Here is a 12901-nt window from a genome sequence, read left to right as displayed (position 1 = left end):
CCCCTCATGCACCCGAACCGGAGATCCCATGACCTTCAACGCCCTTCTTGCGACCAAAAGCGGTGACGCCATCAGTGCCGGCGTCGTCGACCTGACCGAGCAGGACCTGATGCCCGGCGACGTCACCGTTGCCGTGGAGTACTCCACGGTGAATTACAAGGACGCGCTGGCGCTGAGCGGCCGTTCGCCGGTGATCCGCACCTTCCCGCTGATCCCCGGCATCGATCTGGCCGGTGTGGTCGAAACCTCCACTCATCCCGGTTTCGCGCCGGGCGACCGTGTATTGGTCAACGGCTGGGGCTTGAGCCAGACCCATCATGGCGGCTATGCCCAGAAGGCGCGTGTACCGGGCGAGTGGCTGGTGAAAACGCCCGCTGCGTTTTCCAGCCAGGAAGCAATGGCCATCGGCACCGCCGGTTACACCGCGATGCTCTCGGTGCTGGCGCTGGAGCATGGCGGCGTGTCACCGGGGCAGGGCGACATTCTGGTCACGGGCGCCAATGGCGGTGCCGGGTCCATTGCGATCGCGCTGCTCTCCACGCTGGGTTACCGGGTCGTCGCGTCAACCGGCCGACTGGAGGAATCGGCCTATCTCAAGGAACTCGGCGCGGCGGAGATCATCGACCGCGCGACGCTTTCCGAGGCCGGAGCCCCGATCGCCAAGGAGCGCTGGGCCGGTGCGATCGATGCGGTGGGCAGCCACACCCTGGCCAATGTGCTGGCGCAGACCCGCTATCGCGGCGTGGTGGCTGCATTTGGTTTGGCCCAGGGCGCGGATCTGCCGGGCTCCGTCCTTCCCTTCATCCTGCGCAACGTGACCCTGGCGGGCATTGATTCGGTCAATGCGCCCTACGCTGCGCGAGAGCAGGCCTGGACGCGGCTGGCCACCGATCTGGATCTGGGCAAATTGGCCCGCACCACGCAGATGATCGGCCTGGCCGAGGTGCCGGCACTGGCCGAGCAGGTGCTGCAGGGGCGTGTGCAGGGCCGCACGGTGGTCGACGTCAACGCGTGATCCTGCCGCCGGACGCTGGCGAGGGGCGTTGGTTCCAGCCTCTCGCCAGTGCGCTAGGCCGAAGGCGGGTGGGGGCCCGGTAGCTGCTTGACCAGCTGTTCGGCCATGGCCTTGTAGATCGGCACGCGGCAGACCAGCCCGGAGACGCCGCGCGCAATCAGGACGGTCGCCAGAATGGGCAGCAGCATGTCGCTGCTGTCCGTCAGTTCCAGCGAGATGACCGCAGAGGTCAGCGGGGCCTGGGTCACCCCGGTCAGATAGGCGCACATGCCGAGCAGGACAAAGATGCGCTCATCGACGGACGGCATGATGGCGGCAAGGTTGTGTCCCAGCCCGGCACCAACGGCCAGTGCGGGCGAGAACAATCCGCCCGGAATGCCGGCAACGTACGACACCAGATTGGCGAGAAGTTTCATCAGGCCGAATTCGTGACCGACGGTTGCGCCGCCTTGGACCAGTCCCCTGGCCTGCTCGTAGCCGGTACCGAACGCACCCGCGCCGAAGGCGGCACCGAGCAGCACCAACGCAAGTCCGCACAGGGTGGCCAGCAGTACCGGGTGCCGCTGGCGCAGCCTGCCCAGCCATCGCGGTCGGCCCTCCATGGTGAGCAGTACCGCCTTGGCGAACACGCCACCGAGCAGGCCTGCGACCGTGCCGCACACCAGGATCGCCAGCCATGCCTGCCCCAACGGGAGCGTGGCACTTACTTTGCCGAAGTAGGTGTAGTTGCCGAGCAGGCCCAGCGACACCACGCCCCCGACGATGACGGCAGTGAGCAACGTGCCTGAAAAACGGTGCTCGAAGCGGCCACTGAGCTCTTCAATGGCGAACACGATGCCAGCCAGCGGTGTATTGAACGCGGCGGCGATACCGGCTGCGCCGCCGGCCAGCAGGAAATGCGACAGCTCCTTCGGGTCACGGAAGCCGAACCAGCGCCCGAACATGTACATCAGGCTGGCACCGACATGCACCGTGGGGCCTTCACGGCCCACCGATGCACCTCCGAGCAGGGACAGTGTGGTCAGCGCCAGTTTGCCGGCCGATACCTTCAGCGAGAGGTTGTCGCGCCGGAACTCGGGCGTGGCAACGTCCAGTGCGGCGATCACCTGTGGAATCCCGCTGCCACGCGTCGGCTTGAGTGCGCCACTGGTCAGCCATGCCAACAGGGCGAACACCGCCGGCGTCACCAGCAGCGCCCACCAGATCGAATGGGCGATGATCCACTGGAACACCCGGAAGGCCGCGTCGCTGGCCTTGGCGAACACGATCGCGACCAGGGCGACGGCTACCGCGCCGCCCCACAGCGCGGCACGCCGCTTCCACGCGTCCCTGGACAGGAGCGGGCGTTGAGAGTCCGGTGAAGTCATGAACCACATTGTCTCACGGGGGTCTGGCAGGCTTTTTCACTCAATCTGTCGGTTGGGTGATCGCCATGGATTACCGTCGCCCGTTGAGCGTGGAGGTGCCGAAGATCAACTGCTGGGCCATGGGCCGCCCGATGAAGCGTGCAGGGAAGATCGGTGCCGGGGCACTGGCCTCATCCAGCCGTCTCAGTTGCACATCGCTCAGCACCACGGTGAGCGCGCCGAGGTTGTCTTCTGCCTGCGCCACGGTGCGTGCGCCGATGATCGGTGAGACCACGGCCGGGTTGGCAAGCGTCCAGGCGATGGCCACCTGCGAGCGGGAGACTCCCAGTTCCTCGGCCACCTCACCCACTACCTCGGCGATGGCCAATGAGCGTTCGTTGAGATGACCGATCGATGCGATCACGCCTTTGCGGCTGCTCGCCACGTCCGCGCCATTTTCGTCGGACAGATCCTCGCGCGTGTATTTGCCGGTCAGGATGCCGCCGCCCAGTGGCGACCAGGGAAGTACACCCAAGCCCAGGGCCTGCGCCATCGGCAGCAGCTCATGTTCCACCGTGCGTTCCACCAGACTGTATTCGATCTGCAGCGCCACCAACGGGGCCCAGCCACGCAGGTCGGCCAGGGTCTGCAGTTCGGCCACGCGCCAGGCAGGGGTGTTGCAGATGCCCAGGTACAGCACTTTGCCACCTCGCACGAGATCGTCGAGTGCGCGCATCACTTCGTCCGGCTGGGTGGTGAAGTCCCACGCATGCAGGTACATCAGGTCGATCCGGTCGGTATCCAACTGGCGCAGGCTGGTCTCCACCGAGCGCACCAGGTTGTAGCGATGGTTGCCGCCGGCGTTGATGTTGGTGGGATCGCGGGCCATCGTGAATTTGGTGGCCAGCACCAGCCGGTCGCGCTGGGCCTTGGCGAAACGACCGAGGATCTGCTCGGCGGCTCCGTTGGTGTAGTTGACCGCGGTGTCGATGAAGTTGCCGCCCCGGTCGAGGTAGGCATCGAAGATCCGCCGGGCCTCGGCGTCGTCTGCACCCCAGCCCCAGTCGGCGCCGAAGGTCATCGTGCCCAGTGAAAGCGGCGAGACGCGCAGGCCGGAGCGGCCCAGCAGGCGATAGTGATCGAGCGAGGTGGGTGAGGTCATGCGGGCGTTCTCCATGGCGGGACAGGGCGGTGCCTGCGTGGCCCCATTGTTCCGGCAGCCCATGCCGGGCCGGTAGCAACGTCCTCCGGAATGCTTGCACGATCGTCCGGATGCGACGGATGATGGGGTCGCCCAGCGCATGATCGGAGATCCTTGGCATGACCTCATTGGCGCAGTTCCGTGACGCCATCGCCCGGCACGCGCCGAGGGATGGCACCTTCGCCTCCGTGCTGCCCGGGGTGAGATTGATCCGCTGCGCCACGCCGACGATGCCGATGCCGGTCATCTATGAGCCGACCGTCTGCTTCGTGGCACAGGGCCGCAAGCGCGCGACGCTGGGCGCCAGCGTGCTTCACTACGATCCCACCAGTTACCTGATGGCCTCGGTGGGTCTGCCGGTGATGGGCGCCGTGATCGAGGCGACGCCGGCGCACCCTTATCTGAGCCTTCAACTCGATCTGGATCCGGCACTGCTGAGTGAGCTTGCGCTGCAACACCCTCGACCGGCTGGCGAGCGCGCGGTCGCCGCGGGTCTGACTCTCACTGCAATGACGCCTGGGCTGCTGGACGCGTGTACCCGGTTGGTCGCCTTGCTGGATGCACCGGACGACGCACGGGCCCTGGGCGACCTGGTCGTCCGGGAAATCCTGTACCGGCTGCTGACCGGCCCGAATGGTGGCGTGCTGCAGGCGATGACACGGGCCGACGGCCGGCAGGGGCAGATTGCCCGGGCGATTGTATGGATCCGGGCGAACTTCACGGGCGCCTGCCGGGTAGAAGAGCTGGCACGTGTGGCGGGCATGAGCCGATCCACCTTTCACCAGCATTTTCGGGCCGTCACGGCGATGAGCCCGCTGGATTTCAGGACGCAATTACGCATGCAGGAAGCAAGGCGCCTGATGGTGGGCGACGGGATGGAGGCGGCCAATGCCGGCTATGCGGTGGGCTATGACAGTCCCTCGCAGTTCAGCCGGGATTATTCCCGGCTGTTCGGTGCGCCGCCGGCAACGGATGCCGGCCGCCTGCGGCTGGAAAGCAGGGCATCGCGCGTACGCAACTGAACACGCCGCCTTTCGGCGGCTCGTCCACCTTCTTTCTGCAGGCTCAGGGCGCGGGCATGTCCCGATAGAGCGCTTGGCTGCTCAGTACCTTCAATCCATCCGGACCGCTGTGGAGCAGCCGCTGCTCGCCGACGGCCTGCTGCCACTGCAGCTGGAACCCTTCGGCGCCGGGCAGCCGGGCGGCCAAGGCGAGAAGATGCTCACGCGCCTGCGGACCGTCGCTGTCGAACTGCCCCCAGCGTTGGTCGTGGCAATGAACGATCAGACGATAGCTGCTCATGCGTGGGCCTTCTCAGTGTCGGCAGTGCGAACAGGCAACGCATCCAGCCAGCTGCCGAACAGATCGCGGGCGGCTGCCGCCAGCGGCGCGGCGTAGCGCTGGGCCTGCTCGCGCAGGGTGCGTGGGTCGATGCCTGCATGATCCAGTTCGTCGGCGTGGCCGATCAGCCAGGTTTCCAGGCGGGTGGCGTCCACTTCGGGGTGGCATTGCAGCGCGAGCGTATGGCGGCCGACGGCAAAGGCCTGCTGGGCGCAGGCGGCCGTCGCCGCCAATCGCGTTGCTCCGGCCGGCAGGCTGAAGCCCTCGCCATGCCAATGCAGGACAGGGATTCCAACCAGCGCGCGCAACGGCGACGCCAGTCCGGCATCGGTCAGCGACAGCGGTGCGAAGCCGATCTCCTTGCCGCCCATCGGCGTCACCGTGGCACCCATTGCGCGGGCGATCAGCTGTGCGCCTAAGCAGATGCCCACGGTCGGACGATGCGCCAACAGTCGATCCTGCAGCATCGACTGCAAGCGAACCAGGTGCGGGTATTTGTCGCGGTCATTGGCGCTGATGGGGCCACCCAGCACGATCAGCAGGTCGGCATGTTCGGCAGCCTCCAGTGGATCGATGCCCGCCTGGAGGCGCTGCAGCGCCCAGCCGCGCTCGGCAAGCAAGGGTGCCAGGGTCCCGCTGTCTTCGAAGGCGACGTGATGGATGGCCACGGCGTGGCGACGTGCAGCAGGCATCATGGCGCGCCCTCCGTCGCAGGCGCTGGCCAATAGAAACTGTCCGGCGTCGAGCGCGCGCCGAAGATGGCCTGGCCCACGCGCACGACGGTTGCGCCTTCCTCGATGGCAATCTCCAGGTCACCGGACATGCCCATCGAAAGGTCGTCAAGGCGGATGCCCGGCGGCAGCGTGGGGCGCAGCCGTTCGCGCAGCTCGCGCAGACGCGCAAAGCACGGGCGTACCTGTTCCGGGTCGGATGAGAACAGCGCCAGGGTCATCAAGCCGCGTACACGCAGGTTGGAGAAGGCGGGCAGCTGCTGCACGAAGTCGGCGACCTCGATCGGGTCCAGGCCGTACTTGCTGTCTTCGCCGGAAGTGTTGACCTGCACGAACACATCCAGCGTGCGCTGCTCCAGTTCAAGACGCTGATCCAGTGCCTGCGCCACGCGCAGGCTGTCCAGTGCCTGGAACTCGCTGGCGAAGCGCGCGACGTCGCGTGCCTTGTTGGTCTGCAGATGGCCGATCACCGACCAGCGCAGGCCGGGCAGGTCGGCCAAGGCAGCCGCTTTGCGCTGGGCTTCCTGAACTTTGTTCTCACCCAGTTCGTGGCAACCGGCGTCCCAGGCCAGGCGCAGCCGGGCTTCGTCGACGGTCTTGCTGACCGGCAGCAGTCGCACGCTGGCCGGGTCGCGGCCGGCAAGCGCGCAGGCGCGGGCGATGCGCTCGCGCACCGCCGCGAGGTTGTGACGGATCTCGTCGACGGTGGTGGCCTGTGGCCAGGTGGGGGCAGCAATGGGCATGAACAGCTCCGGAGGCGGGGACGGCTGCACGGCGGCGGCGCACATGCAACACTGTCCCGTGACGATGGATATATTGGCATAGGACAAAATGAAAATCATCGGCCAGACCGCCAGTGCGGTGTTCGAGAGCATCCGTCAGCAGGTGCTCAGTGGTGCGTTGGCACCCGGGCAGCTGCTGCCACCGGTCCGTGACCTCGCGCTCGCGCTGGGGATCAACCGCAACACGGTCGCGTCCGCGTACAAACGACTGGATGCCGCAGGGCTGGCCCAGACCCAGGGCCGGCGTGGCACGGTAGTCAGCGCACGGCCCAGCCAAGGCGCGCAGGAAGGCACGCAGCCGGGCTCGGCGCTGCACGATCTGGCCAGTGGCAATCCCGATCCGCGCTGCCTGCCGGATCTGCGCGCGCTGCTGCCGGCGCGGTCGCCGCGTCTGTATGGCACACCGACGATCGATCCGGTCCTGGCCGCGCTCGCGCATCAACAGTTGGCCGGTGATTGTCCGCCCGGATATGCGCTGGAACTGGCACATGGGGCGGTTGACGCGATCGAGCGGGTGCTGGCGTGCTGGCTGGTGGCTGACGATCCAGTGGCGGTGGAGAATCCGTGCTTCCTCGGCAGCCTCAATACCTTGCGTGCCGCCGGTTACGACGCGCTGGCCGTGGCAACCGACGAAGAGGGCATGCAGGTCGAGGCACTTGAGCAGGCCCTGGCGACGGGCGCGCGGGCAGTGCTGCTGACCCCGCGGGCGCACAACCCGACCGGCGCCAGCCTCAGCCGGCGCCGTGCGCGCGCGCTGCGGCAGGTGCTGGAACGGTACCCACAGGTGCTGGTGCTGGTCGATGACCATTTCGCATGGTTGTCCCGGCAGCCGTATCACGCCGTGATTCCGCCAACGACCCGCCGCTGGGCACTGGTGCGCTCGCTGTCCAAGTCACTGGGGCCGGACCTGCGCCTGGCCCTGATCGGGTGCGATGCCGAGACGGCGGCACGGCTGCGCCTGCGGATGGCGCCGGGTACTGGCTGGGTAAGCCATCTGTTGCAGGACGCGGCGGCGGCGGCGCTGGGGTCGCCGCGGGTCGCTGCGCGGATGAAGCGGACCGGGGACGATTACCAGGCGCGGCGGGAACTGCTTCGCCAGGCGTTGCAGGATGAAGGCGTCGCGGTGCCTGCGGCGATGGATGGGTTGAATCTGTGGTTGCCGTTGAAGCAGGACAGCCAACCGCTGGTGATGGCCCTGGCCCAGCGTGGCTGGCAGGTGCGGGCCGGCGAGGTGTTCTCGGTGAATATGCCCGTGCACGGGCTGCGTATCACCACTGCAACGCTCACTGCCACGGAGGCACGACGCTTCGCCAAGGATCTGGGCGAGGCGATGGCCGGCTGAGCTCAGGGGGCGGCGGCGGCGTTCGGGCTGACGTAGTGTGACTGTCCGTTGTCATTGACGAAGATCAGTTCCGGCTTGCCCTGCCAGGAGGTCAGCATCGCACCGGTGCTGTTCTGGTGCTTGATCACCAGGGTCGCGCCACGGTCCGGATTGGCGGTCACCTTGAACACCTCGGTGGTGCCGGTGGCATCGTCCAGGGTGAGGATCGCCTCATCGCCGAGATCGGCGGTGCCGAAGCCGCCACGCTCGGCGCCATCCGCGCCCAGCAGGACCATGCCGGACAACGGTGAGGCGCGCGGACCCTGGCCGGCGTCCTGGGTGAGCGGATCGGGGACGGGGGCGCCGAGGATCACCCGTGCCTGGCCAGTGGCATCGCGGATCACCAGGCCGCGTGCGGTGATGACGCGCTCATCGGACTGGCTCTGATGCAGTTGCAGCGCGGTCCAGCCGGAGACAGCCAGAGCGAGGCTGGAAATGACCAGCGTGGTGACAGTCAACGCGCGCGACATGCAGTTCTCCGGATCCTTGGAAGGCTGCGACGATACCGGATAGGCCGTTCACGACACCAGTCGGAAAAGTCTGGAATTGCATTCAGGGCGTGAAGTCGGTCACGGGATGGCTCAGCGGAAATCGCGGCTGTGGGTGCGCACACCGTCGATCAGGGTGTCGATGTTGTGCATCTGGCGGACGATCAGATGCTGCACGCCGTCCACGCGTTCGAGCCGGCCGTCGATCTGCATCAGTTGCGCTTCAACCAGCACGCGATGCTGGCGGTCGGCGATCTTGCGCCAGACCACCGCATTGACCATGCCGCACTCGTCTTCCAGGGTGAGGAAGGTGACCCCGCTGGCGGTCTGTGGGCGCTGGCGCATGCGCACCAGCCCGGCAAAGCGCACGCTGCGCCCGTGTGGCAGGGCGGCCAGTTCGTCGGAGCGGTGACAGCGGCGCTGGCGCAGCTGGCTGCGGATGAAGGAAACCATGTGCCGGCCCAGCGTGGTGCCGGTGGTGTTGTAGTCGGCCTGCATGTCCTCGAACGCGCTGGGCAGCGGCAGCGGGACGGCGGCTTCGGCGGTGGCGCGTGCAGCCTCGAACAGCGGCAGCGGCTTTTCCACGCCGGAAACCTCCCAGCGTGCACGATGGCGATGGCCGCTCAATCCCTTGAGTGCACCGGCATCGGCCAGCAGGCCCTGGTGGCGACGGTCCAGCTGTGCGCGCTGGCTCAGATCGGCCACGCTCTCAAAGGGCGAACGGTGGCGTGCCTGCACCACGCCGGTGGCGACCGCCTCGCTGAAGCCATCGACCATGCGCAGCCCCAGCCGGATGCCGAACGGCCGTCCCGACGAGGTGGGCGGCACCAGCGTGCAGTCCCAGTCGCTGTAGCGTACGTCCACCGGCAGCACCGGCACGCCATGGCGGCGCGCGTCCTGCAGGATCTGGTCCGGGGTATAGAACCCCAGCGGCTGGCTGTTGATCAGGCTGGCGGCGAATGCGGAGGGGTGATGGCACTTGAGCCAGCAGCTGACATAGGTGATCAGCGCGAAGCTGGCCGCATGGCTTTCCGGGAAGCCATAACTGCCGAAGCCTTTGATCTGCTCGAACAGGCGCTCGCCGTATTCGCGGCTGTAATTGTTGGCGGCCATGCCGGCGAGCAGCTTGTCGCGGTGCGGCTCCAGTCCGCCGTGGCGCTTCCAGGCGGCCATCGAGCGGCGCAGTGCGTCGGCCTGCCCGGGGCTGAAACCGGCGGCGGCGACCGCCAGCTGCATCACCTGTTCCTGGAACAGTGGCACGCCCAAGGTACGCTTGAAGACCTTCTCCAGCTCGGGCGGGTAGTCGACCTCTTCGATGCCTTCTTCCTTGAGCTTCTTCCGTCGATTCAGATACGGGTGGACCATGTCGCCCTGGATCGGGCCAGGGCGCACGATCGCCACTTCGATCACCAGATCGTAGAAGCAGCGCGGTTGCATGCGCGGCAGCATCGCCATCTGCGCGCGCGACTCGATCTGGAACACGCCCAGGGTGTCGGCGCGGCAGATCATGTCGTAGGTGGGGCCATCGTCCTGCGGAATCTTCGCCATGGTCATCGCCGGTCCGCCATGCGCCTCCAGCATGGCCAGGCATTTGCGTACCGCGGTGAGCATGCCCAGCGCCAGGCAGTCGACCTTCATCAGGCCGGTGACATCCAGATCATCCTTGTCCCACTGGATCACGGTGCGGTTGTCCATGGCCGCGTTCTCCACCGGCACCATTGTGGACAGGGGGTGTTCGGAGATCACGAAACCACCCGGGTGCTGGGACAGGTGGCGCGGGAAGTCGACCAGTTCGGCGGTCAGGGCGACCACGCGCCGCATCAGCGGGGTCTCCGGATCGAAGCCGCGCTCGCGCAGGGCCTCGGGCAGTGGCTCGTGGCTGCTCCAGCGGTCCAGGCAGGCAGCCAGTTCGTTGACCTGGTCCGGCGGCAGGCCCAGTACACGCGCCACATCGCGCACCGCGCTGCGGCCACGGTAGCTGATCGCCACGGCGGTCAAGGCGGCGCGCTCGCGGCCGTAGCGGTTGAACACGTACTGCAGCACTTCCTCGCGGCGTTCGTGTTCGAAGTCGATGTCGATATCCGGCGGCTCATCGCGTTCGGCGGAGATGAAGCGCTCGAACAGCAGCGCCATTTCGCTGGGGTCGATCTCGGTCACGCCCAGCACGTAACACACCGAGGAATTGGCGGCCGAGCCGCGGCCCTGGCACAGGATCTGTTGGCCGCGCGCGAAGCGCACGATGTCGTGCACGGTCAGGAAGTACGACTCGTACTGCTTGGTGTGGATCAGCGCCAGTTCGTGTTCGATCTGGTGGCGCTGCTGGGGCGTCTCGCCCGCTGGCCAACGCCATTGCATGCCTTCTTCCACCAGCACCCGCAGCCAGCTGGCCGGGTCGTGACCGGCCGGCACCAGCTCGCGCGGGTAGGTGTACTTCAGTTGTTTGAGATCGAAGTGGCAGCGCTCGGCGATGCGCACGGTTTCGGCCAGCAGCTCGGGCGGATACAGCGTGGCCAGGGCCTGACGGGTGCGCAGGTGGCGCTCGCCGTTGGGAAACAACCGCCAGCCGGCTTCGCCGAGCGTGCAGTGGTGGCGGATCGCGGTGAGGGTGTCCTGCAGCGCGCGGCGGCGGCGCACGTGCATGTGCACATCGCCGCTGGCCACCAGTGGAATGCCCTGGTCGCGGCCGAAACGACGCAGGCGCTGCAGGCGCGCGCGATCATCGGCCTCGCGGTGCAACTCGACTGCCAGCCACAGCCGCTGCGGAAAGCAGGCCTGCAGCCACTGCGCATCCTCGATGCCCGGGGTAGGGTCTGCCCACAGGCACAGCAGGCCGGCGTGCAGCTGTGCGATGTCGCTGCGCAGGCAGCGGTACTCGCCCTTGGGCGCGCGCCGGCGGCAGGTGGTGATCAGCTGGCACAACGCGGCGTAGCTGCCCTGGTCGGTGCACAGCAGCACCAGTTTCGGGCCGTCCTCCAGCTGGAATTCGGCACCGGTGATCAGGGGCAGTGCGTGCTTCTTCGCGGCCTGCCAGGCGCGCACGATGCCGGCCAGCGAGCACTCATCGGTGATCGCCAGCGCATGGTAGCCCTGGCCCTTGGCGCGCGCGAACAACTCTTCGGCGATGGACGCGCCGCGCTGGAAACTGAAGGCCGACAGGCAATGCAGCTCGGCGTATCCGGGCAGCGGTGCGCTCATGCGAACCAGCCGTGCAGCATGAACGGTCCGCTGCGTGCATCGGCGGCGGTGTAGGCCCAGCCGCGCTGACCTTGCGTGGTTTCGACCACGTAATAATCGCGGCGGATGTCGTCGGCATCCCACCAGCCCGACTCGATCCGCTCCGGCCCGGACAGGATGCGCAGGTGCGGATCCTGCAATGCCTGCGGCTGGGCCAGCAGCCAGCCCGGGCGCATAGGCAGTGCCGGGGGCGGGGCCTTGGGCGCGCCCTGGGTGTCACCGGTCGCGCGTTCGGGCCGATGGTCGGCGCGCAGTCCCAGCCCCTGCACGGCGTCATCGCCGAGCCGGGCGCGAAGACGCTCGCGCAGCTGTTCCCAGGGCATTGCCTGCTGCGGGCGCGGGTCGAACAGATCGCGTGCGGCTGGGACGAACGGCGGCAGTTGCTCGGCTTGGAGGCGCAGGCCGCGGCTGCCGGCCGGCAACTGCAGATGATCCACGCGGTTGCGGGCCAGCTCGAACAGCATCGCCGGTTCGCGCTCGGGCGCGAGCAGGCCGATCGAGAGCCGCGTATCGGGATGGTGTTCGTGTTCGAACCACAGATCGAACTGCAGCACGCCGCCATCGCGTGAGCACAGGAATGCGGCCAGATCGGCCGTCAGACGCCGCAACGGAAACAGCATGGCCTGGGTGGACTCGACCTCGTACTCGAACTCGATGCGCGCATCGAAACGGTCCGGCGGCTGGAAGTAGCGCAGTGGCGGCGTGCTGATCCCACGCAGCGCATCCAGATGCGCCAGGACCTGCGGTGGGAAGCGCCGGGCCAGGCTCTCGCGCGGCAGACCGAAGGCGGCGCCCAGCGTTCGCAATCCCGAGCGTGCCAGCACCGTAACCGCTTCGACCGGCAACCCGCTGCGTTCGATCGGCACCTGTGCCAGCGCGGCATCCAACTGATGTGCATCCACGCCGAGCCGGCCATGCACGCGGGCCAGCACGCTGGCGGCATGCGGATTGGGTGCGGCCACCAGCCGATGCCGGAAACCCAGTTCGGTCAGGCCACGGGTGAGCCGCTGCTCGACCTTCGGCCAATCACCAAACAGCGCGCGGCTGGCGCGGATCTCCAACGCCAGCGCGTGCGGGAAATCCAGGCTGACCTGCGAGCTGATGCCGTACAGCCAACTGGCCAACAGCTGGCGGGTGGCCTGTTCGGCGCGCGGGTCGTACTCCACGGTGAGCATGTCACGGGTGAGCACCTGCGCGGCCGAAAGCAGCATGCCGCGGCGCAGCCCGCGCTGCCGCGCCGAGGGGCTGACCGCATGCAGCACGCGCCGCTGCGCCGGGCCGGTGACCAGCACCAGCGGCGCGGCCGGGTCCGGTTGCTGGCGCAGGGCAGCATCCAGCGCCAGGTGCGGCAGCAGCAGGCAGGCCCAGTCCATGGCGGCGGC

11 protein-coding genes are annotated in these 12901 nt (G+C 67.7%); 3 read left to right on the top strand and 8 right to left on the bottom strand.

The annotated features are described in order from the left end of the window. Nucleotides 1-28: 28 nt before the first annotated feature. On the top strand, nucleotides 29-1015 hold the full coding sequence (locus EDF74_RS07615; protein ID WP_123729494.1) for an MDR family oxidoreductase: 987 nt from the start codon (nucleotides 29-31) through the stop codon (nucleotides 1013-1015). A 53-nt stretch (nucleotides 1016-1068) separates the two neighbouring features. Here the strand turns inward: EDF74_RS07615 and EDF74_RS07610 are convergent, their stop codons facing one another. Together EDF74_RS07610 and EDF74_RS07605 are read right to left on the bottom strand one after the other, a co-directional pair. Continuing rightward, nucleotides 1069-2391, bottom strand: a complete 1323-nt coding sequence (locus tag EDF74_RS07610; RefSeq protein WP_123729493.1) for a chloride channel protein — start codon at nucleotides 2389-2391, stop codon at nucleotides 1069-1071. 61 nt (nucleotides 2392-2452) lie between these two features. Further along, on the bottom strand, nucleotides 2453-3523 hold the full coding sequence (locus EDF74_RS07605) for an aldo/keto reductase (protein ID WP_123729757.1): 1071 nt from the start codon (nucleotides 3521-3523) through the stop codon (nucleotides 2453-2455). A 158-nt stretch (nucleotides 3524-3681) separates the two neighbouring features. Between EDF74_RS07605 and EDF74_RS07600 the strand changes: the two genes are divergently transcribed. Beyond that, on the top strand, nucleotides 3682-4584 hold the full coding sequence (locus tag EDF74_RS07600) for an AraC family transcriptional regulator (protein ID WP_123729492.1): 903 nt from the start codon (nucleotides 3682-3684) through the stop codon (nucleotides 4582-4584). A 43-nt stretch (nucleotides 4585-4627) separates the two neighbouring features. Here EDF74_RS07600 and EDF74_RS07595 read toward each other — a convergent pair whose 3' ends face one another. The 3 genes from EDF74_RS07595 to EDF74_RS07585 are packed head-to-tail and all read right to left on the bottom strand — an operon-like array spanning nucleotide 4628 to nucleotide 6377. Continuing rightward, nucleotides 4628-4864, bottom strand: coding sequence for a hypothetical protein (locus EDF74_RS07595; protein WP_123729491.1), 237 nt, complete (start codon nucleotides 4862-4864; stop codon nucleotides 4628-4630). Next, nucleotides 4861-5598 (bottom strand): glutamine amidotransferase, encoded by a 738-nt coding sequence (locus EDF74_RS07590; protein ID WP_221180333.1) that lies wholly within the window; start codon nucleotides 5596-5598, stop codon nucleotides 4861-4863. The genes EDF74_RS07595 and EDF74_RS07590 overlap by 4 nt, the downstream gene beginning before the upstream one ends. Then, complete coding sequence (locus tag EDF74_RS07585; RefSeq protein WP_123729755.1) at nucleotides 5595-6377, bottom strand: YggS family pyridoxal phosphate-dependent enzyme; 783 nt, start codon at nucleotides 6375-6377, stop codon at nucleotides 5595-5597. Before EDF74_RS07585 ends, EDF74_RS07590 begins: the two co-directional genes overlap by 4 nt. 88 nt (nucleotides 6378-6465) lie before the next feature. Here EDF74_RS07585 and ptsJ point away from each other — a divergent pair, with 88 nt between their 5' ends. Further along, nucleotides 6466-7758 (top strand): transcriptional regulator PtsJ, encoded by a 1293-nt coding sequence (gene ptsJ / locus EDF74_RS07580; protein WP_123729490.1) that lies wholly within the window; start codon nucleotides 6466-6468, stop codon nucleotides 7756-7758. 2 nt (nucleotides 7759-7760) lie between these two features. On the opposite strand, the gene EDF74_RS07575 is transcribed toward ptsJ, so the two are convergent. The 3 genes from EDF74_RS07575 to EDF74_RS07565 form a co-directional block, all read right to left on the bottom strand. Beyond that, nucleotides 7761-8267 carry a hypothetical protein gene (locus EDF74_RS07575; protein ID WP_123729489.1) on the bottom strand — a complete coding sequence of 169 codons (507 nt, stop codon included), beginning with the start codon at nucleotides 8265-8267 and terminating at the stop codon, nucleotides 7761-7763. Nucleotides 8268-8378: 111 nt separating this feature from the next. Beyond that, nucleotides 8379-11480, bottom strand: coding sequence for an error-prone DNA polymerase (locus EDF74_RS07570; RefSeq protein WP_123729488.1), 3102 nt, complete (start codon nucleotides 11478-11480; stop codon nucleotides 8379-8381). After that, nucleotides 11477-12892 (bottom strand): Y-family DNA polymerase, encoded by a 1416-nt coding sequence (locus tag EDF74_RS07565; protein ID WP_123729487.1) that lies wholly within the window; start codon nucleotides 12890-12892, stop codon nucleotides 11477-11479. The genes EDF74_RS07570 and EDF74_RS07565 overlap by 4 nt, the downstream gene beginning before the upstream one ends. Between the last annotated feature and the right edge of the window lie 9 nt (nucleotides 12893-12901).

Source organism: Stenotrophomonas rhizophila (genome assembly GCF_003751305.1).
GTDB lineage: Bacteria > Pseudomonadota > Gammaproteobacteria > Xanthomonadales > Xanthomonadaceae > Stenotrophomonas > Stenotrophomonas rhizophila_B.
This window is presented reverse-complemented; position numbering and strand designations above follow the sequence as displayed.